The organism is Desulfovibrio sp. JC010, assembly GCF_010470675.1.
Lineage (GTDB): Bacteria > Desulfobacterota > Desulfovibrionia > Desulfovibrionales > Desulfovibrionaceae > Maridesulfovibrio.
On record NZ_VOIQ01000009.1, the window covers coordinates 68,996 to 89,982 of the forward strand.

Consider the following 20,987-nt stretch of genomic DNA (forward strand, 5'->3'; position numbering starts at 1 on the left):
GGCTAGCCCCCGATCATTTCCCGGTTAGCGCACTCCGGCGGAACCATGGGAAGAACCTTGTTTTCAAAATTAATGGGAATATTGATTACACACGGCCCGTCCTGCCCCAACACTTTGCGCAGGAAGAGTTCCGGATTTTCCTGCTCACCGAGATCAAAGGATGCAATGCCGAACCCTCTGGCAATGGAAGCAAAATCAGGGTTACTTTCAAAGCTTGAAGCAAAATAACGCTCCTCAAAAAACAACTCCTGCTGCTGGCGGACCAATCCCAGACGGTTGTTGTTCATAATCAGGACTTTTACATTCAAACGCTGCTCAGCCAGAGTGGCAAGCTCCTGAATATTCATCAGAAAAGATCCGTCACCACTTACGCAGACAACCTTCTTTGAAGGCTTGGCCAGAGCCGCTCCAATGGCGTTAGGCAGACCGAAACCCATGGTACCCAGCCCGCCGGAAGTAAGCAGGGTCCGGGGTTTGCGGAAAGGATAGCCCTGCGCAACCCACATCTGGTGCTGCCCTACATCGGTGGTGATGATGGCATCATCAGGCAAAGTCTCGCCCATAATCCTGATCAGGTTGAGGGGATGAAATGAATCCTGCTCATCGGGACGCAACTCAGGATACATCATGCGGATGGAAGCAAGGCGTGCACTCCAGCCGATCCTGATGGAAGTTTCAACATTCTCAACCAGCTCATGCAAAACATGCCCTACATCGCCTACAATGGAGAGGTTGGAAGACTTGATCTTGCCTATCTCGGAACGGTCAATATCAATATGCAGAATGTCTGCGTGCTTGCAGAATTCGCAGGCCTTACCGACTGCCCGGTCATCAAAACGCACGCCCAGTGCGATGATCAGATCCGCCTCTTCCATAATCATGTTGGTTGAGCGGGAGCCGTGCATACCGAGCATGCCGAGATAATTGGGATCACCATGCGGGAATGCCCCAAGCCCCATGAGAGTGGTAACAACCGGAATAGAATTCTTACGCGCAAACCTGACCAGATCAGCAGATGCGTCCGCGGCAACAACACCGCCCCCGGCATAGATGATGGGCCGCTTGGATTTGTTGATCATGGAAATAGCTTTATCAAGCTGGCCCTGCTCACATTCCATGGCAACAGCTTCATTGATCGGGGTCGGCATCTCTGAGATTTCAATAATCTCCTTCTGTACATCCTTAGGGATGTCCACAACAACCGGACCGGGCCTGCCGGACTCCGCCAGCCTGAATGCTTCAGGAATTATTTCCAAAAGATCAGCCGCAGACTGAACCAAAAAATTATGCTTGGTAATGGGAATGGTCAGTCCATAGGTATCAACCTCCTGAAAGGCATCAGTGCCGATAAGGGTGCTGGTGACCTGCCCGGTAATGGCGACCACGGGAATGGAATCGAGCCTTGCATCGGCAATGGCTGTAAGCAGGTTGGTTACGCCGGGACCGGAAGTACCCATGCACACCGCAGCCTTTCCGGTGGTCCGGGCCATGCCCTGAGCCATGAACCCCGCGCCCTGCTCATGACGGGCAAGGATATGTTTGATGGGACTGTCCCGCAAAGCATCGTAGATAGGCAGATTGGAACCGCCGGGGATACCGCAGATGATATCAATTCCCTGTTGTTCCAAGAGCTTAACAACCAATTTAGCACCGCTGATTTCCATTTTCGCACCCTCATAATTTCCTGATAAAAATAAAAAACCCCCGCCGGCTGAGCCGGCGGGGGTTACAACTACACTTTGTGAATGTAAACTGTTGCTTACAACCTTCCCTCCGGCTCAATTAAGCCTCGCACGACCACGACAGAAATCACGACCATCACCACGTTGGTGACGGTTGCGACGATTACGTTCATATGGTCAAGGGTAGATAGTAGCATTTCAGTTCTTCTCTAAAAAAAACCGTAAAATTTTTAAAACGTTCAAAAAGCAATAGTCCAACTGCGAACCATGCGCAAGCACTTTTTTATATTTTCAATTCATAGAGTCCGATCCACGCAGTTTTGTATCCCAGCAGTCCAAAACTGCATTTAAACAATGCCGCACTTATCAAATTAAAGACGAGCATGGGCAGATCATTCTTTTTCAACAGAAGATTGCGGTCATTCTTAATCCGGAAAGGGCTTCTGCGAAAACGGATATCTTTAAGTTTAAGACGGTACTTGGACGTAAAACCGACCTGCTCCCCCGCACCGCTGTAAAAGTTCTTTATGCCCTGCGGATAATACGGCTTCCGGTGATCCAGATCGAGCCAGAAATGAGGGTGAAGCATAGGCGTGGCAATAAGCAGCAGCCCCCCCGGTTTGAGATGGTTCAGATAGCCGTCGATAAAATCAACCAGCCCCTCGAAATCAAAATGCTCAATGATGTGGGAAAGCACGATGAAATCAAACTTATCCGCACTATGGTTTTGCGCAAATTCATCAAGAGTAACCACATTCAAACCGCGCTTGCAGCATTCCCGGACCTGAAATTCGTTCTTCTCGACACTAAGTATGTTATTGAACCCCTGCGCACGCAGAAAGTCCGTCTTTTCACCCCGTCCGCAGCCGACTTCGAGAATACTCATACTGCGGTCCAGTGGGGCCAGAATTTTCTCCCACTGCCCCATTTCATGACGGGAGAATTCCTTGGTCAAGCCACGCAACTTTGCTCTCAACTCAGGACTGGCGGTCAACATCATCTACTCCTGCCAATGCCGCCAGATAGCAGGCCGCATTTTCCGCACCATTTAAATTTATGGAACATCCATCCACTTCCGCAGCCAAACACTTCGTCAGTGATTCCCGCAATTCTTCCACGCTAACTTCCTGATCGGAAAACACATCCTGAACAGCGCAGGATTTACGGGCCAGCAGAGCCGCATGCTCTTCCTGCTCACCATCCTTCATGCCCCGCAAAAGCACAACCGAAGGCACTCCGCAGACCATTACATCAGTCAAACTGTTGTAACCTCCGTAAATAACCGCGCTACGCGAATTACGCAGATCATCCAGAAATTGCGGACCGACCTGCTCAAAGCGGACATTCACCAACCCACTGAATCCATTTACAGCCGCAGCAGCACCTGATTCGCGCAGGTTCATATAAATTTTCCACTCACCGTAACCCTTATCAATCCTGCCGAGAGCCTGTGCCAGCTTATCCAGAAGCACAGCTGTCCCTTCTCCGGACCACGGAATTGATATGACCCCGGCCAGCTTATTCCTCTTAACATCCCCATTTCCCAGACAATGTAATTCGGACAACCGCGAAACATAACCTGCTTCATGAGGTGCTACTCCGTAATGGGACTCCAGTCGTTCCAATTCTGATTTCCCGGCTACGGTTGAATCTCCATACCAGACAATATTGGAATAGCTGCCGGAAAAAACATCCACAGAAAGCTCAGACCAAACCTTGCCCACCTCGCCCACAACAGCACGGATACCCAGAACACGGACGGTTTCCGGAGAGACAGTGTGCGAAGGCAGCAATTCTTTATGCTTGCCCTGCGGGGTATGGTCGGCAAGAAAAACCTTCGGCCTGTATGCATCTACAATATCCCGGATATTGCGTGCCCGGAGTTCACCAAGCAGCTTGTCATCAATATTGGAATCACCTTTCACACCCGACGACTTACCTGAAGTCACATTTGTCTTATATGACGGCAACTTGATCCAATCCAACAGACCATCCCCGATAAGTTCGGCAGTTGCGGCACACCCGGTAACCAGCAGCACTGACAAACCGGGATACAGACGGCGCAAGGCAAGTCCAATTCCCACACTTCGGCTGACATGCCCCAGCCCCCTGCCATCGTGGGCATAAATCAAAACATCTAAATTTGAATCCATCAAACAACCTTAAAAGTAATAAAAGACAAATATTTCAAAAGAATAAAAACTATTTCCCATATCAATAAAAATTAAGAAAAGGGATTGCTTCCAGTCAAAAAAAATAATAGAAATCAGTACGCATGTAATCGCCGGGAATAAGGATTTACATCTATTATCCTTTCCGCTAGATATGCCAACGGCTACAGCGATGCAAGAATATTCCGTAAATGGCGGATGAGTTTAACCCCTGAGAATCGGTACGATAAATGGACAAGACTTACAACATCTTAATGTACTCCCACGACACATACGGTCTTGGGCACATCCGTCGTACGATGGCTATTGCATCGCAACTGAAATGCAGAGGGGTTAACATCCTCATCCTTACCGGCTCCCCTATTGTGGGCCGCTTTGAATTTCCCGAACAAATCGATTTCGTACGTGTACCCGGCATGATAAAGCGGTCCAACGACCTCTATGTGCCCCACTCCATCAAAATCGAACCTGTTCATGCCATGTCCATCCGCCAGTCCATAATTGATGCCACGGCAAAAAGCTTCCGCCCGGACCTGTTCATTGTTGATAAGGCCCCCAAAGGAATGAAGCATGAGATCATGCCCACCCTTGAGTGGATGAAACAGATCGGCCAGACCCGGACCATCCTCGGCCTGCGCGACATCATGGACGATTCAGAAAGCACCATTCAGGACTGGACCGACAAAGGCATCTACGATGTGCTGGAAAACCTCTATTCGGAAATATGGGTCTACGGACATCAGGAATATTACGATCCCATCAAGGAATACCAAATCCCCGAATCCATCAGCAAAAAAATGGTTTTTACCGGATACATTCCCCGTAAAATCCACAGCCGCTCCTGCCCGGAAAAAAGGAAAAACGGCAAAAAGCTGGTAGTCATAACAGCCGGAGGCGGCGGTGACGGATACCCTATGATGGACGCCTACCTGAAAGCACTTGAAAAATACAATCCGCAGCATTTCAGGACTGTAATGGTTACCGGCCCGTTCATGTCCAAGGAACAACGCCTTGATCTTTCCAAAAGGGCAAAGAATCTTTCGGTAACTTTTTACCATTTTTACAGAAGGATGGAAAAACTGTTCAGCAATGCCGACCTTGTGGTCAGCATGGGCGGTTACAACACCATCTGCGAAATTCTTTCACACAAGCAGGTCAGCCTGATCGTTCCCCGCGAAACCCCGCGCCTTGAGCAGACCATCCGGGCCGACGTACTGAAAAAACAGAATCTGGCCGATTTTCTGCCCTGGCACCAGCTCGGACCTGACACAATCATGGAAAAGGTCAATCATCTGCTGGACAACTCCCACTCCATTCGGGAAGCCGTTAAAAACTTCAACTTCACCGGCCTTGAGGTCATGCATGACCGCGTAGGCTACTTTAAAGACAACTGCTGATGACTGATATTAAAAAGCCCGTCCTTGCGATGATTCTCAAGGGCTACCCGCGTATTTCCGAGACATTTATTTCCAATGAAATCAGACTCCTCGAACAGAGAGGCGTCAAGATTCACATCATCTCCATGCGTAAGCCGCGGGAGAGCTTCACCCACAAATCCATCTCTGAAATCAAGGCCGAGGTATCTTACCTGCCTTCCACAATAGAAGGCTGCCTTGAAGAACTTTTCGGTTCCACTGATATGGATGCCGGACTCAAAGACCCGCGTTACGGCGAGGATAAAGAATTCACTGACCGGATCGACAAAATCTGGAATGTCTACCGCGAAACCGGAAGCGAAGCATCATTCAAGCACATGCTGCAGGGTGAATACATTGTGGAAAAAATTCTGCCCGGCTCGGATATTTTCCACTTCCACGCCCATTTCGCCCACTCCCCATGCTCAGTGGCAAGAAACGCCAGCCGTTTGTCCGGGTTGCCCTTCAGTTTTACTGCCCACGCCAAGGACATCTACACCCAGAAGCCGGAAAAGATCACCGCCAAGATTTCCGAAGCAAAATTCGCAGTAACCTGTACCGGATACAACTGCGACTACCTGCAGTCCATCGCCCCGGAAGGCAAACCAATCCACAAGGTCTACCACGGCATTGACCTGAACCTGTTCAGTTCCGACAAGGAATTTACCTGTTCCGGTCCGTATGAAATTTTCACCGTGGCCCGCTTCACCACCAAGAAAGGTCTGCCCACAGTCTTCAATGCCCTCAAAAGACTTGAAGAAAAAGGCGTAGACTTCAATTACAATATAATTGGAGAGGGTGATGAACGTGAAGAGACCTTAAAACTGCTGGATAAACTGGAGCTGAACGGCCGCTGCAACTGGCTGGGAGCCAAACCCCACGAAGAAGTGCTGGAGCATTACCGCAAGGCCGACCTATTCGTCCTCGGCTGCGAAATCGCGCCCAACGGTGACCGTGACGGCATCCCCAACGTGCTGGCCGAATCCATGGCCATGTCCGTACCTGTTGTTGCCACCACTGTTTCCGGCATCCCGGAACTCATCGAGAACGACAAGACCGGGCTACTGGTTGAACCCGGAAATTCCGATTCCATGGCCGATGCCATGGAGCGCATGCTCACCGACCAGGAACTGCGCAAAAACCTGATCCCGGCTGCAAAAGAACGGGTGCATGAAATTTTCGACAACCGCTACTGGATTAACAAGCTGGCGGATGTTTATGAGCAATACGGAATAAAGGCATAAGACTGCCTCCGGCGGCCCTTCGGGGACCAAAGAACCCTTTTGAAAAAGGGTTCTCTGGACTCTCCTAAAACTTTTATTAAGCTTCGCTGGTTAAAATCTTAGCTCGTTGCTGTATAAAAACAGGGAGTCACGCAGATGCGAATAGCCTTTTTCGCACCCCATAAGCCTATTGATCACCCTCTTCCTTCAGGGGATTTGATCATAGGAAAAACGCTGCATGATTTTCTGAAAGCTCAGGGCCACGAACTGCTGATTGCCAGCAAATTCAGACTGCGCCATATCACAAATAAGCCATATAAATGGCCTGCATTATATTTTGAATTCAAACGTACCCTGAAGCGGGTACAGCAATTCAAACCAGACCTCTGGCTAACCTACCACAGCTACTACAAATCCCCGGACCTGCTGGGACCGTATATCTCCGAAAAGCTGGGCATCCCCTACGTCATCTATCAAGGTGTATTCGCCACAAAATACCGCCGCAACTACAAGACATGGCCGGGCTACATGGCAAATAAACATGGACTGCTCCATGCGGACCATGTCTTTGCCAATAAGCAAAAAGACTTCCACAACCTTGCACGAATCGTTTTGTCCGAAAAACTATCACGCACTTATGCGGGCATCGAACCGGACAAATTCAGTTATTGCCCGCAGGGTGCTGAAGAGATACGTATAAAAAACAAGCTGAACGGCAGGAAAGTCATTTTAAGTGCTGCCATGCTCCGTGAGGACGTTAAGGCGAAGAGCATTACTGACCTGATCAATGCATTCGCGCCGCTGGCAGCTGAATCTCCGGATGCCGCGCTGCTTATTGCCGGGGACGGCGAGGCCCGTTTGCGTCTGGAGAAGCTGGCTGCTGAAAAAGCCGGAGACAGCATAATTTTCCTTGGTCAGGTCAGACGGGAAGACCTTTACAAGTATTACAGCGCGGCTGATATTTTCGCCTATCCGGGCATCAACGAAGCTCTGGGCATGGTCTATCTGGAAGCACAATGCGCAGGACTGCCCATTGTGGCCTATTCGACTCAGGGGCCTAATGAAGCTGTCCTCCCCGGAAAAACCGGACTTCTTTCTCAGGAAGGAGATATCGCAGCCCTGACCGAGAACCTGAACAGGCTTCTTGATAACGACAAACTGCGTGGACAAATGTCAAAGGCCGGGCCAAAGCACGTTAAGGACACTTTCGACCTGAACAAAAACCTTCAGGAAGTTGAACAAAAGCTGATCAGCATCAGCAGCCGGAGATATTGATGAAATCCGTTAAAATTGCATTTATCCGCCACTCAGTGACAGAATGGAATGAAGCGGGACGCATTCAGGGGCACTTTGACTCTCCGCTGACCGAGTATGGACGCGAACTTGCAGCCGGATGGCGCAATGTGCTTGAGCCTGAAACCTTTGATGCTGTACTGACCAGCGACCTTGGCCGCACAATCGAAACCGCAAATATCATCACCGAAGGTCTTAAACTGCCCATGCTGCACCTGCCCGGATTACGGGAACAGGACTGGGGAGAATGGTCCGGGCTGACCACGGCAGAGCTGCATGAAAAATTTCCCGGTAAACTTGATAAAGAGGTCGCCAGGGGCTGGAATTTCACTCCCAACGCAGGCGAAAACCGCATTGATTGTGCAGCAAGAAGCATCAAAGCCCTTGAAGACGGCATTGCCGAAATCATCCGTAATGTAGATAAGGATGAAATCAAAATTCTGGCCGTGGCCCACGAAGGCACCATGAAAACCGTCATCTACAAACTTCTCGACCACGATTTCATGCCTGAAAAGAAAAAACGGATAAAAAAACGCAGGCTGCACTGGCTGAACTGGAACGGCGAACTTTCCATTGAAAGGTTGAATGAGAAACTATGAAAATAATTCACTACTGCCAGCATGTTCTGGGCATGGGCCATTTTTTCCGTTCCCTTGAGATTGCCAGGGGGCTGGACCGGGAAGAAATCATTTTCGTGGCCGGGGGAGAACGACCGGATCAACCGCTGCCGGACAATGTAGAATACCGCCAGCTGCCCGGTCTGTGCATGAATGAACAGTTCGGCGGACTGATGCCCACTGATCCGGGCCGTGAACTTGAAGAGGTAAAAAAAGAACGTAGCGCAACCCTGCTCAAAATCTTTGCCGAAGAAAAACCGGATGTATTCCTGATCGAACTTTTTCCTTTCGGACGCAAGGCTTTCCGCTTTGAACTGCTGCCCGTACTTGATGCAATCCGTGAAGGCAGATTCGGTGATGTAAAGGTTGTATGCTCCCTGCGGGACATTCTTGTGGAACGCGATGACGGCGGCAAACATGAAGCCCGGGTTGTAAAATACCTGAACAAATATTTCGATTTGCTGCTCATTCACTCAGACCCGAAGATCGCTGCGCTGAATGAAACATTCCAAGCTTTCGATAAAATTGAAATTCCCTGCGAATACACAGGCTTCGCTGCCCGCAAGCCAGCTAAAAATGTGCGCGATGCAATCCGTACCGACCAGCGGGTGAGCAAAGACGAAAAGCTGCTCATTGCCAGTGCAGGAGGCGGCAAAGTGGGCGGCCCACTTATGGAATCGGTACTTGAATCCTTCATCAGCCTGAACGCACCGGAAAGCAAATTACTCATGCTGACCGGGCCGTTTCTGAATGCCGAGAAATTTGATGCTTTATGCGCCACTGCGAAAACACATGAGAACATCACCATTCAACGTTTTGCAGCAGATTTCACCGACCTGCTCACTGCCGGTGATGCAATGATTTCCATGGCCGGATACAACACCTGCATGGATATCCTGACCTCAAACATCCCGGCAGCGGTACTACCCTTCGCATTCAACCACGAGCAGCGCACCCGTGCGGAAAAACTGGCAAAATATATCCCGCTGGAAATTCTGGATTCAAATTCGGACATGTCTGCGATAATCCAATCCCTGCTGAAACGCGAGCGCACAACAGCCGATCACACCATTAATCTGCAAGGTGCGCAGAATTCTGCTGCATCAATCAGGAAATTAAGGAAAATATAATGGGTCACAGACCTGTCTCAGCAATCTGGAAAAATAACATATCATCCCTCACCGAATCCTTCGATATCTGGTGGGATGAATTTGTTACCCACATCCCGCAGCAGGGTTGTGATGTATTTTTCCGTGCTGATGATATCGGTTATCCGGGCTGGCAGTTCTCGGCAATGATCGAAGCTTTCAAGAAGCACAACACCCCGCTGGCCCTCGCAGTTGTTCCCGCATGGTTCAACGAACAACGCCGGGATGCTTTATTTTCTGAGCTGGATCCCGACCTCAATTTATGGTGTCTGCATCAGCATGGCTATCGGCATATGGATCATAAGACAGAGCGCAAAAAATTCGAGTTCGGTCCTTCGCGCGAAAAAAGCGTTATCTCAAGCGAACTGGCCCGGGGCAAAGAGAAGCTGTCCCACCTGCTGGGCGATCATTTCAGCCCGCTCTTTACTCCCCCGTGGAACCGCTGTTCCGCCGAAACAATGCAATCCCTTGTTGAACTGGGCTTTGCTGCCATTTCCCGCAGCACCAATGTCAAACCGCAGCCTCCGCAAGAACTGCCGGACATCCCGGTCAATATCGATCTGCATACTGTTAAAACCACTTCTCCTGTTGAAGGCTTAAAAACACTGCAAGATTTAATGATTGAGGGAGTCAAATCAGGCCGTGCCGGATTCATGCTCCATCATCAGCGCATGAACAAAACCTCTCAGCTTTTCCTTCATTACCTGCTCGGTAAAATAAATGAAACACCCGGCCTTCACGTCAAAGATATCCGGGAATTACTTTCATGACCGTTTTGTAATCAAATTCACCTCATTGTAATGCAATAAGCCTGCATTTCACTATATATCCTTCGAAAAAGAAATTTATAAAAGCGAAGTAGCGGCAGAGTTTGCATTTTCCCTTTGCATTTCAGCCCGTTTCAGTTATTTATAAATAGCTGTTCGCTAATTATTCTTCCATGATTCACGGGGTCGAATCATGGCTTGCAGATACGTTCATATCTACCGAGCAAAACATGTCAAAAAAGAAAATTCCATTTCAAAATCAGGATGACCAACCCGATATTGCAGCTTTGGTGGTCCTGCCCTTTAAAAAATCCTTTGAAATCAGCCTGAAAAGCCTGAAATCTAGATTCCTGCGCAACATGGTCACTGTAACCAGCCTTATTCTGGCGGTATCCTTTCTGGCCTATGTTCTTGTGGGGGCTGATATTTCAAGTGGTCTGTATCATTCCGGCGATCCGGAACTGGTCAAAACACTCGATAAATCCGGCTATGTTCCCGGTGGCAGTGCCAAAGACCGCTGGATTGTCATCCTTTCCCTGCTGGTCTGCACCGTGGGGATCGTCAATGCCCAGCTCATGGCGGTAACCGAACGTTTCCGGGAAATCGGCACCATGAAATGCCTCGGCGCGCTGGACAGCTTTGTGCTGCGTCTTTTTCTGCTTGAGGCATCCATGCAGGGCACTACCGGAGCACTGCTCGGCGCCATCTTCGGAGCGGCCATCGCCGTACTTGTGGGCATGCTCCGTTTCGGGCTTGATGCCGTGACCATGCTGCCTCCTGCTGAGGTAGGTCTTTCATTGCTCTATTCTGTAGGAGTTGGATTCGGGCTGACCCTGCTGGGCGTACTTTACCCCGCATTCATTGCCGCCCGCATGCGGCCCATTGAAGCCATGCGCACGGAAGAATAATTTTAGAGACGAATAATTTTCAAAAGAACAACAACTTAAATTAAGATAAAAGGCGAAAGTTATGGCCGACCAGCACACCATCGTCCGGGTATCCGGAGTCAAACGAAATTTCAAACTCGGCAGCACTGACGTTCAGGCCCTGAAAGGCGTGGACCTTGAAATTTATGCCGGGGAATACCTTTCCATCATGGGCCCCTCCGGGTCCGGTAAATCCACCCTCTTCAACATGATCGGCGGACTGGATAAGCCTTCCGAAGGCAAGGTCTATATTGATGAAGTGGACATCGCCCAGCTGGACGCCTTTGAACTTGCCTGGCTGCGTAACCGCAAAATCGGTTACATTTTCCAGACCTTCAACCTCATCCAGGTCATGACCGCGCTGGAAAACATCACCCTGCCCATGATTTTCGCCGGAGTACATAATGACGCCGCAGTAGCCAAGGGCATTGAACTGCTCGATCTGGTGGGGCTGGACAAACGCTACAACCACAAGCCGCAGGAACTTTCCGGCGGACAGCAGCAGCGTGTGGCCATTGCCCGTTCGCTGGCCAATGACCCGGCAATCATCCTCGCGGACGAACCCACCGGTAACCTCGACCTCTCCACCGGGGAAGAAATCATCAAGCTCATGAACGAGCTGAGCAAGGAACGCGGGGTGACCATCATCACCGCAACACACGACTATAAAATGCTCAACGCCTCGGACCGGGTTGTCTGGATCGAAGACGGGCTGATCAAGAAAATCGAAGACCGTGACCAGCTCAATATTGACGTGGGCTGCATCCGCATGGCCTGATCCCCGGAGGCACCCGTAAATGTCCACATATCAAGCTGACAAACGTAAGTATCAATGGGGCAGGATTGCATTCTTTCTGCTGAGCGCGTTGCTGTTCCTAAGTTCAGGAATGGTCGAACGGGCATACAGTTCCACTGATTCCATACGACAGACCATCACTGAACTTTCCGCTTTCGGAGACCGTTCCTTCGGCTCCAAAGGCGCAAAACGAGCTGCCGACTACATTGAAATGAAGTTTGAGGAACTCGGTGATTTCAAGACCGGGAAACACCTCTTCCTCGCTCCGGCCATGAACACATCGGATACTGTATTCAGTATCGATAACGGAAAACAACTCCACATCAAACCTGCTAAATTTAATGCCGTATCCCCGCCAAGCACTCCGGTTGAGGGTTTGGACGGTCCGGTTATTTATGTCGGCAAGGGAGACCTTGATAATTTCAACGGTCTTCCGGTCAAAGATTCCATTGTGCTCATGGATATGGATTCCGGCAAAAACTGGCTCAATGCGGCCAGTCTAGGAGCATCGGCTCTTATCTATATTGATAACGGCCCGACCCTGAAAGGTTTTTTCGAAGAAAAGCTGGAACTCTCACCGCTGGATTTTCCCCGTTACTATATGAGTGCAGCAGATGCACGCACCGAACTGGGGTTTGACTCCGGGATCGGAAGCAAGCTTGTTGCCGAATCAGGACATATTAAATCCCAAAGCAAATGGGAAAGGATTGAAGCGGAAAACGTATACTGCCTTATCGAGGGCAGTGATCCGAAAATGGCTGAAGAGCTGGTTGTAATTGAATCTTTTTACGACAGCTCAGTCTACGTCATGGGCGATTCTCCCGGTGCGGATGAAGCTCTTTCCATTGCCTCTCTTCTTGAGGTCGGAAAAAAAATGGCCGCCAATCCGCCCAAACGCTCGGTACTGCTGCTGGCAACCACCGGACACGGACAGTCCCTGCGCGGCATGCGTGAATACGCCACTGCTGTTTCCGGTAAAAGCAAAACGCTCAAAAAAATCAAGGTGGAGTTGCGTAAGAAAAAAAATGACGCTTCCAAAATTCTTGACGGTCTTGAGCTGGACAACCCGCTGGCAACCGAGCTTGCAACGGAAAATCCGCAACTGTTCTCCCTGCTTTACGAAACCCTGAAAAACCAGATCAAGGACGAGGTGGATATAATCAGCAAAAAACTCATGCAGTTGCGGCTGCAGGAAAATGCTGATCAAAACGCCATCACTGAACTTGACAACAGACGCAAGCTGCTGCGCCGCATTTCATGGAAATCCGATTACTCCACCCTGCCTGCTGAAGAGATGGCGGCGGTGCAAGATCTTTTTCCACATGTTAAAGAGAAAGTCCTTAAAACCAAACGGGACATCAAACAACAGCTGACCGCCATCAAGAGTGCCCGTGAACTGCGCAAGATTGTACGCTCCAAGGAAATGGTCTGCGGCATCTCCCTGCACCTTTCCAGCCATGGCGAAGGGGTCGGGGCTTTCGGGCAGGGCTGGTTCTATGAACTCAGACCGCGCGTCAACCTCTCACGCACCTTTTCGCGCATCAACGACATCCTTGAAGACGCGGTACCGGAAGTTGAAAAACTGACCGGGACCGAAGGCATGTACAAAGACACCCTGCGCCCGGACCGCACCCGCCCGTGGCAGACATGGCTGCTCGATAAACCGCAGTTCAGCAGTGAAATCGGCATCATGTCCGGCAAGCTCTGCTTCACCTTCGCCACTGTGAACGACGGTCGCGAGTACTGGGGCACACCTTTTGATACTGTTGGAAACGTCAATTGGGATAAAATCGGCAAACAGGCCGAACTCGCTGAAGGTCTGATCAGGAAAATTTCCGACACATCCGGCCCGCTGACCTCCAAGCTGCCCCGCAAAGGATTCGCCATGGTCAACGGCAAGGCCCGCTTCATTCGTCAGGGTGAACTTTTCGCGGACCAGCCGGCTCCCGGAGTCATCTTCATGGCTTTTCAGGGTAAAACCAGATTCTACGCCCTTTCCGACTCCGAAGGAGATTTCAAATACAAGGGCGTGGCCTCCAAAAAACTGGTCCAGTCCAAACTGATCATTGAAGGCTATAAATATAATGATGACGGCAGAATTGTCTGGGCCATCGACAAACAGCAGACCGGGAAAAGCTCATACAGGGTAAAAATGCGCCGACTGGACATGGAAACCAAGCTGGTTATGTTCGGTTGCCGCCAGACCACCCTTTTCGACCTGCTGACCCCGCGCACCTTCCGCTACATGACCAAAGTGGAAGTACTGGACGGCACCCGCGACGCCACCCCCATGCACTACTGGTACAGCCGCATCGATACCCGTTCATCCACCATTGCCAGTGTATTCCTCGAACCGGATGTACCGCTGAAAATGACTCTCTCGGATACGGTGCTGAACCGAAAAATGATTCTCATTGATTCCAAAACAGATGATCCGGCCGGCAAGGGATACAACCTCAAACAATGGCCCATTATCCCGGCCACCGACTACCGTGCGGCGCGGGATATGTGGACCTTGCTTGATCCGCGTATTCAAAACCTTGAAGCCCACGGCATCGTCAACCAGCAGATCAGGAATCTGGAACAGAAAGGGAGCAAAGCCCTCGCCGATGCTGAAACAGCATGGAAGGAACGCCGCTACGACGATTTCATGACCGATGCCCGCAACGCATGGGCACTGGCCTCCAAGGTCTACCTTGATGTGGACCAGACCCAGAAGGATGTGCTGGTGGGCGTTCTCTTTTACATCGCCCTGTTCATCCCCTTTGCCTACTGCATGGAGAGGCTGCTCTTCTCCTTCGCTGATATCCACAAAAGAATTCTCGGCTTTCTGGCCGTGCTTTCGGCGGTTATCGCGGTCATTTATTCCGTGCACCCCGCTTTTGAGCTCACCTACAGCCCCATGGTTGTAATTCTGGCCTTCTTCATTCTCGGCCTTTCGGTCATGGTTTCGCTGATCATTTTCTTCCGCTTTGAAAAAGAAATGATTCTGCTCCAGCAACGGGCACACAAGACCCAGACCTCGGAAATCAGCAAGTGGAAGGCTTTCACCTCCGCATTTGTTATCGGGGTCAGCAACCTGCGCCGCCGCAAACTCAGGACCTTCCTGACCTGTTTGACCCTGACTATCCTGACTTTCACCATCATGAGCTTCACCGCAGTTAAATCACTGCGTGAACATACTTACGTTAAATTCAATGATGCCAAGCCCTACCACGGCTTATTCATGAAAAATCTCGGCTGGCACGATCTGCCCCGTGAAACTCTGTCCATTGTCAGCAATGACTTTGATGAAAACGGTATTGTCGCCCCGCGCGGCTGGATGGAGTTGAAGGACAAAACAACTTCCGCTGTCACCCCGGTCAGCTTCGGCAATAAGCAGGAAGAGGTAAAAGGACTGGTGGGGCTCGGCTCCATGGAACCGCATGTCAGCGGAATTGATAAAATTCTGGTCAGCGGCAAATGGCTGATACCCGGCAAGAACAACCAGATTCTGCTCTCACAGGAAATGGCAACGCGCCTCGGTGCTTCCGCCGGGGATGTCGTTGACGTCTGGGGCAGTTCCTTCCTGCTGACGGGTATTTTCAACGGCAAAAAATTCACCGAACACACCGACCTTGACGGCGAACCCATGACTCCGGTCATCTTCCCTTCCGCCGCTGCGCAGGAGCTCAGTGAAGTTGAAGCCGAAGCCATTGAATCCGGCGAAGATATCGACACCTTTCAGGGTCGTTACACCCACATTCCCGGCGATGTAACTGCCATCATCCCCTACGAAACCCTCATGGCCATGGGCGGACACCTCAAGGCTCTGGCTATCGCTCCGATATCCGGTGAGTTCTCCAAGGAAACTGTAAACGGCATGATCGACCGTTACGGACTGCCTATCTTCAGTTGCGATAGCAGCGGCACATACATCTGCCAGTCCTCGGACACCATGAATTATTCGGGCATGGGTAACATCCTCATCCCGCTGATCATTTCCGCGCTCATCGTTTTGAACACCATGATTACCAGTGTTTATGAGCGTAAAAAGGAAATCGCGGTTTATACTTCCATCGGTATGGCCCCGACCCACGTATCTTTCCTGTTCATTGCCGAGGCCATCGCCTTTGCAGTTATCAGCGTGGTGGTGGGTTACCTGATCGCCCAGACAGCATCCGGCCTCTTGGCCGGGACCCCGCTCTGGGCGGGCATGACCGCAAACTACTCGTCCATGGCGGGCGTAGCGGCCATGCTGCTGGTCATTGCCGTAACTCTGATCTCGGTCATCTATCCTTCCAAGGTAGCGGCGAACATCGCCATCCCGGACGTCAACCGCTCATGGAAAATGCCTGACACCGACACCAACACCATCGAAGCCACCCTGCCCTTCCTGCTCAAACATAAAGAGCAGCAGGACGCGGGCGGATTCATGCTTGAATATCTTGAATCACACACCGAAGTTTCCCACGGACTGTTCTCCACTTCGGAGATCGAAGTAAACTTCAGTCAGGAGCACCTGCCTGAATCGGTCTGCGACCTGCTGGAAGGCTGCCCGGACCATATAACCTGCTTCCGCTTCAACGTGCGGGTCTGGCTGGCTCCCTTTGACTTCGGGGTCAAGCAGATGGTGGAACTGCGCTTCCGTCCCTCTGAAGCACATCCGCAATTCCTTGAGGCTGTGCTTTTCATCACCCGTGAATCCGGTGAAATAGGAGCATGGAAGCGGCTGAACAAAGACTTTATCAACGCCATCAGAAAGCAATTCCTCGTCTGGCGTTCACTTGATCCGGAAAAACAGAAGAGCTTCCGCGAGAAGGTTCCGGAAATGATGGCCTTCGGTTTCACCGGACTGAATACAAGCAACAAACTTGCTGACCTTTAAATATAAGGATTCCACAGATGCATGGTAAAATAAGGAAAAGAGCGATTCTGCTGGGTACCCTTTTCGGGCTGCTCATCTGCGCCTTCACCCCTTTCAATAATGCCTACTTGAACGCTACGCCGCTGGCAGGAGGACATTTTCCGCTGGCTCCGTTCTTCATTCTGGCCTGGCTGACCGCAATCTGCGCGCTGCACCGCAAGCTGCTGCGCTCGCATCCGCTGCTGACCGGGCTGGACCTGATGACCATGTGGATCCTGATGGTCATTGTTTCCGGTATTGCCTACACCGGACTGGCAAGAACTTTTTTTATCAATCTTACCGCGCCCTTCCATTTCGCCACCATCGGCAACAGGTGGAAGGAAGTGCTCCAACCGCTGCTGCCCGAAGCCCTGCACCCCACTGACCCCAAGGCCGTGGAGCAGCTCTACAACGGCATCAAGGGCGGTCCGTTCATGGACAACCTTGAAGTATTCCAGTCCATCCCGTGGGCGTCGTGGCTCACACCGCTCATGTGGTGGGGCATCTTCATTCTGCTCTGCTACTTCATGATGCTTTGTCTGACCAACATCTTCAGCAGGCAGTGGGTGGAGAACGAACGCATCAACTTTCCGCTGCTGCAGCTGCCCCGCTTCATGGAAGAAGCCATGGATCAGGGCTTGTACGGCTCGTTCCTCGGCAACAAATTCTTCCTCATCGGGCTGATCTTCTGTATCTGCCTGCACACCATCAACGGCCTGCATTTCTACATCCCCTCGGTGCCGGAAATGCCGACCCTGATTCTAGCCGGGAAATACTTTTCCAAAACCGGGCTTTTCTCCGGCTTCTACAAGCTGAAAATCTACTTCTACCCCGCTTTTGTGGGTTTCGCCTTTCTGGCTTCACGCCAGATTTCTTTCAGCTTCTGGTTCTTTTTCCTGCTCGGCGGACTCTTTTACGGAATCCTCAGTATTGCCGGGCTGAACATCCCTGCTTCCGCATTGGGAGTAACCTTCGGCCCGACCCTGACCCGGCCTGAAGAAACCCAGATGATCGGGGCCTATCTGGTATTTTTCATCTTTATCATCTGGCTGGCCCGCCAGCATCTCAAGCAGGTCATCAAAGAAGCATTCGGAGCCCAGTCCACCCGCGGTGAAGCGGAATGGATGTCCCTGCGCTTCTCCTTCTGGGGACTGGCTGTATCCGGCCTGCTGCTCACCGGATGGTGCGTATACTTCGGCATCCCGCTGCTGGTGGCGGTAGTGGTCCTGCTGGCCTTTTTCGTCTTCACGCTGGTGGCCTCCAAGGCAATTTGTCAGGGCGGTATCGCCTATTTTACCCTGACCGCCGCCCCACTTGACTGCGTGACCACAATTTTCGGGTCCAAATTTTTCGGATCGGTTGGAATTGCGGTCACCGCCATGTGCCAGAAAATACTTTTCGTGGACCTGCGTGAATCGCTGATGCCTTCACTGGTGCACGGCTCCAAAGTCAATGAATGGCTGGATAACAAACGGCTCTTCCTGATCGGCATAACCGTAATCCTGCTGCTGGGTGTAATCGTATCCTTCGGGGCCATGCTTATGGTCTGCTACAAATACGGTATCCGCGAACTGCAGCTGGACTGGGCCACCCGCACTTCCATGAACGTCTACGACAACGTGGTACGCATCATTCAGGAACCTGCCGCAGCCTCGCACTGGGTAACCACCTTCGCCACCATGGGCGCGGTGATCATGTTCGCGCTGGTGCTGGCATACAACAGACTGCCGTGGTGGCCGCTGCATCCCATCGGATACCTGACCGCCTACAGCTCAGCCATGAAGATTCTCTGGTTCAGCTTTTTCCTCGGCTGGATATGCAACCAGCTGACCCTGCGCTACGGCGGAGTCGGGCTGTTCAAACGGGTTCGCTACCTGTTCTTCGGCCTGATCATGGGAGATTTTTTAATGGGCGGCATATGGGCCTTGTATGGACTGTACGCAGGGCAGAGTTATCAGGTCCTGCCGGGCTAATAAAAGCAAGTTAACTACATACTGAGATATACAATATGCACAACGATAAAGAGCTACAAGAATATCGGGACCTGCTGAAAACCCCGACCCATTTTGAAGAGGGCTTCGACTGGAAAACAGTAGTCGGTGCCATCTTCATCGGCTTCTTGATGATGCCGGGCAGTATGTACCTGCAGCTGGTCATCGGTCAGGGCATCGGCCCGGCCGCGCGCTGGGTAACAATTATTCTCTTCGCCGAAATCGCCAAAAGGTCGTACACCGAGCTGAAACAGCAGGAAATTTTCCTGCTCTACTACATGGCCGGGGCGGCTCTGGCCTCGCCATTCTCAGGCTTGCTATGGCAACAATATTTAGTGCAGTCGGACGCAGCGCGCATGCTGGGACTGACCGAATTCATCCCCGCATGGGTGGCCCCGCAGCCGGGATCGGATTCGCTCATTGAACGAACTTTCTTCCACCGCGACTGGCTCATACCGATACTGCTGCTGGTGGGTGCCCAGATTGTCCAGCGAATAGACCATTTCGGACTGGGCTATGCCCTGTACCGCATCACATCAGACGTGGAAAAACTGCCCTTCCCCATGGCTCCGGTCGGCGCGCTGGGTACCATGGCACTGGCAGAATCCACCGAAGAAAAACAAGCCAGCTGGAAATGGCGGGTCTTCTCGGTAGGGGGTGTCATCGGACTGGCTTTCGGGGCAGTCTACGTGCTCCTGCCTGCGGTTTCGGGGTTACTCTTTACGGAACCGATCAGGATAATCCCCATACCGTGGGTGGAGCTTACGCCGTATACGGAAAAAATTCTGCCCGCCGTGGCAACAGGTATCCAGTTTGACCTCGGACTGTTCTTCATCGGTATGGTTCTGCCTTTCTGGGCTGTTATCGGCGGACTGATCGGGATTGTCATCACCATTGTTGCCAACCCGGTACTTTATGAGCACGGCATCCTGCACCGCTGGCATCCGGGTATGGAAACCGTTGAAACGGTCTTTGCCAACAACTTTGACTTTTATATGAGTTTTTCCATCGGGCTGGGTCTGGCCATCGGTATTATCGGTATCTGGTACGTGGCCAAATCATTCCGTGGCGAACACGCCAAAAGCCGTGAATCATGGAGTAAACTTTTCGAGCCGCCGGAAGGCCGCGGGGATATCAACTTCTGGGTCTCCATTGCCATTTATGTCTTCTCTACCCTTGCTTACGTAGGTATGAGTCTGCTGCTGGTACCCAATTTCCCGTGGATATTCTTCCTGCTCTACGGCTTTATCTACACCCCGGTGATCTCGTACATCACCGCGCGAATGGAAGGTATTGCCGGACAATTTGTAAGTTTGCCGCTGGTACGTGAGGCCAGCTTCATCGCCGGGGCAAAATTCTTCGGCTATCAGGGTATTGAAATCTGGTACGCACCGATCCCCATCCACAACTACGGGGAAGCCACAGTCCATTTCCGCGAAATTGAACTGACCGGAACTTCCATCCGGGGTATCATCAAGGCGGAACTTGTTGTTTTCCCGGTGGTCATGATCGCCAGCCTGCTCTTTTCGCAATTCATCTGGCAGCTTGCGCCCATTCCGTCATCCAACTACCCGTACGCACAGGAACTCTGGCACTTGCAGGCCCTGAACACCCTGCTCATGCAGACCTCCACCCTTGAAGGTAACTCCCTGTTCTTTCAAGCCTTGAGCGGCCCGGTGGTCATGGGCGGTATCAGTCTGGGACTTGTGCTCTATGCCATACTGAATGCATTAGGTCTGCCTGTTCTGCTGGTCTACGGTGTGGTCAGGGGACTTGGCCAAAGCACGCCCCACGGATTTATTCTGGAGGTTGCCGGAGCATTGATCGGCCGTTATTTTTTTCAGAAAAAATACGGTGCCATGTGGAGGCAGTATGCCCCGGTCCTGCTGGCAGGCTTCTCCTGCGGCATGGGCTTGACCGGAATGTTTGCCATGGGCTGCACATTAATCCTGAAATCACTGGGGAAAATGGCCTATTAATACATCAGAACTAGCTCGTTTACCCCAGACCGGGTTAACAATTAATGCTTTGCGGATGAGTTAAAAATGGTTTAGGTACTTTGCTCCGGAGTAA

The 20,987-nt window shown here is 51.3% G+C and carries 14 protein-coding genes; 11 read left to right on the forward strand and 3 right to left on the reverse strand.

Features of this window, described 5'->3' with window-relative positions; all coding sequences use genetic code 11:
- Positions 1-2: 2 nt before the first annotated feature.
- The 3 genes from ilvB to FMR86_RS11570 all read right to left on the reverse strand — a co-directional run bounded on the left by ilvB (position 3) and on the right by FMR86_RS11570 (position 3,835).
- Entirely contained in the window at positions 3-1,664 is a 1,662-nt protein-coding gene (gene ilvB / locus FMR86_RS11560; RefSeq protein ID WP_163351558.1) for a biosynthetic-type acetolactate synthase large subunit, read from the reverse strand.
- 301 nt (positions 1,665-1,965) lie between these two features.
- Positions 1,966-2,679 carry a bifunctional 2-polyprenyl-6-hydroxyphenol methylase/3-demethylubiquinol 3-O-methyltransferase UbiG gene (locus FMR86_RS11565; protein ID WP_163351559.1) on the reverse strand — a complete coding sequence of 238 codons (714 nt, stop codon included), beginning with the start codon at positions 2,677-2,679 and terminating at the stop codon, positions 1,966-1,968.
- On the reverse strand, positions 2,660-3,835 hold the full coding sequence (locus FMR86_RS11570; RefSeq protein WP_163351560.1) for a hypothetical protein: 1,176 nt from the start codon (positions 3,833-3,835) through the stop codon (positions 2,660-2,662). Before FMR86_RS11570 ends, FMR86_RS11565 begins: the two co-directional genes overlap by 20 nt.
- A 248-nt stretch (positions 3,836-4,083) precedes the next feature.
- On the opposite strand from FMR86_RS11570, the gene FMR86_RS11575 reads away from it, so the two are divergent.
- The 11 genes from FMR86_RS11575 to FMR86_RS11625 all read left to right on the forward strand — a co-directional run bounded on the left by FMR86_RS11575 (position 4,084) and on the right by FMR86_RS11625 (position 20,893).
- Positions 4,084-5,250, forward strand: a complete 1,167-nt coding sequence (locus FMR86_RS11575) for a glycosyltransferase family protein (protein WP_163351561.1) — start codon at positions 4,084-4,086, stop codon at positions 5,248-5,250.
- The gene (locus tag FMR86_RS11580) at positions 5,250-6,512 is read left to right on the forward strand and encodes a glycosyltransferase family 4 protein (protein ID WP_163351562.1); all 1,263 of its coding nucleotides are present in this window, start codon (positions 5,250-5,252) and stop codon (positions 6,510-6,512) included. The genes FMR86_RS11575 and FMR86_RS11580 overlap by 1 nt, the downstream gene beginning before the upstream one ends.
- A 135-nt stretch (positions 6,513-6,647) precedes the next feature.
- Positions 6,648-7,766 carry a glycosyltransferase family 4 protein gene (locus FMR86_RS11585; RefSeq protein ID WP_163351563.1) on the forward strand — a complete coding sequence of 373 codons (1,119 nt, stop codon included), beginning with the start codon at positions 6,648-6,650 and terminating at the stop codon, positions 7,764-7,766.
- Complete coding sequence (locus tag FMR86_RS11590) at positions 7,766-8,383, forward strand: histidine phosphatase family protein (protein ID WP_163351564.1); 618 nt, start codon at positions 7,766-7,768, stop codon at positions 8,381-8,383. Before FMR86_RS11585 ends, FMR86_RS11590 begins: the two co-directional genes overlap by 1 nt.
- Positions 8,380-9,531, forward strand: a complete 1,152-nt coding sequence (locus tag FMR86_RS11595) for a glycosyltransferase family protein (protein ID WP_163351565.1) — start codon at positions 8,380-8,382, stop codon at positions 9,529-9,531. Before FMR86_RS11590 ends, FMR86_RS11595 begins: the two co-directional genes overlap by 4 nt.
- Positions 9,531-10,319, forward strand: coding sequence for a polysaccharide deacetylase family protein (locus tag FMR86_RS11600; protein ID WP_163351566.1), 789 nt, complete (start codon positions 9,531-9,533; stop codon positions 10,317-10,319). The genes FMR86_RS11595 and FMR86_RS11600 overlap by 1 nt, the downstream gene beginning before the upstream one ends.
- A 227-nt stretch (positions 10,320-10,546) precedes the next feature.
- On the forward strand, positions 10,547-11,224 hold the full coding sequence (locus FMR86_RS11605) for an ABC transporter permease (RefSeq protein WP_163351567.1): 678 nt from the start codon (positions 10,547-10,549) through the stop codon (positions 11,222-11,224).
- A gap of 61 nt (positions 11,225-11,285) precedes the next feature.
- Positions 11,286-12,020 carry an ABC transporter ATP-binding protein gene (locus FMR86_RS11610; protein WP_163351568.1) on the forward strand — a complete coding sequence of 245 codons (735 nt, stop codon included), beginning with the start codon at positions 11,286-11,288 and terminating at the stop codon, positions 12,018-12,020.
- 19 nt (positions 12,021-12,039) lie between these two features.
- The gene (locus FMR86_RS11615; RefSeq protein WP_163351569.1) at positions 12,040-16,905 is read left to right on the forward strand and encodes an FtsX-like permease family protein; all 4,866 of its coding nucleotides are present in this window, start codon (positions 12,040-12,042) and stop codon (positions 16,903-16,905) included.
- Positions 16,906-16,922: 17 nt separating this feature from the next.
- On the forward strand, positions 16,923-18,896 hold the full coding sequence (locus FMR86_RS11620) for a DUF6785 family protein (RefSeq protein WP_163351570.1): 1,974 nt from the start codon (positions 16,923-16,925) through the stop codon (positions 18,894-18,896).
- A 35-nt stretch (positions 18,897-18,931) separates the two neighbouring features.
- Positions 18,932-20,893, forward strand: a complete 1,962-nt coding sequence (locus FMR86_RS11625; RefSeq protein WP_163351571.1) for a peptide transporter — start codon at positions 18,932-18,934, stop codon at positions 20,891-20,893.
- Positions 20,894-20,987: the final 94 nt, after the last annotated feature.

Excerpts from the sequence above, each read along its gene's own strand:
- ilvB (WP_163351558.1), bottom strand. The coding sequence starts at position 1,664 with ATGGAAATCAGCGGTGCTAAATTGGTTGTTAAGCTCTTGGAACAACAG.
- FMR86_RS11565 (WP_163351559.1), bottom strand. The coding sequence starts at position 2,679 with ATGTTGACCGCCAGTCCTGAGTTGAGAGCAAAGTTGCGTGGCTTGACC.
- FMR86_RS11570 (WP_163351560.1), bottom strand. The coding sequence starts at position 3,835 with ATGGATTCAAATTTAGATGTTTTGATTTATGCCCACGATGGCAGGGGG.
- FMR86_RS11575 (WP_163351561.1), top strand. The coding sequence starts at position 4,084 with ATGGACAAGACTTACAACATCTTAATGTACTCCCACGACACATACGGT.
- FMR86_RS11580 (WP_163351562.1), top strand. The coding sequence starts at position 5,250 with ATGACTGATATTAAAAAGCCCGTCCTTGCGATGATTCTCAAGGGCTAC.
- FMR86_RS11585 (WP_163351563.1), top strand. The coding sequence starts at position 6,648 with ATGCGAATAGCCTTTTTCGCACCCCATAAGCCTATTGATCACCCTCTT.
- FMR86_RS11590 (WP_163351564.1), top strand. The coding sequence starts at position 7,766 with ATGAAATCCGTTAAAATTGCATTTATCCGCCACTCAGTGACAGAATGG.
- FMR86_RS11595 (WP_163351565.1), top strand. The coding sequence starts at position 8,380 with ATGAAAATAATTCACTACTGCCAGCATGTTCTGGGCATGGGCCATTTT.
- FMR86_RS11600 (WP_163351566.1), top strand. The coding sequence starts at position 9,531 with ATGGGTCACAGACCTGTCTCAGCAATCTGGAAAAATAACATATCATCC.
- FMR86_RS11605 (WP_163351567.1), top strand. The coding sequence starts at position 10,547 with ATGTCAAAAAAGAAAATTCCATTTCAAAATCAGGATGACCAACCCGAT.
- FMR86_RS11610 (WP_163351568.1), top strand. The coding sequence starts at position 11,286 with ATGGCCGACCAGCACACCATCGTCCGGGTATCCGGAGTCAAACGAAAT.
- FMR86_RS11615 (WP_163351569.1), top strand. The coding sequence starts at position 12,040 with ATGTCCACATATCAAGCTGACAAACGTAAGTATCAATGGGGCAGGATT.
- FMR86_RS11620 (WP_163351570.1), top strand. The coding sequence starts at position 16,923 with ATGCATGGTAAAATAAGGAAAAGAGCGATTCTGCTGGGTACCCTTTTC.
- FMR86_RS11625 (WP_163351571.1), top strand. The coding sequence starts at position 18,932 with ATGCACAACGATAAAGAGCTACAAGAATATCGGGACCTGCTGAAAACC.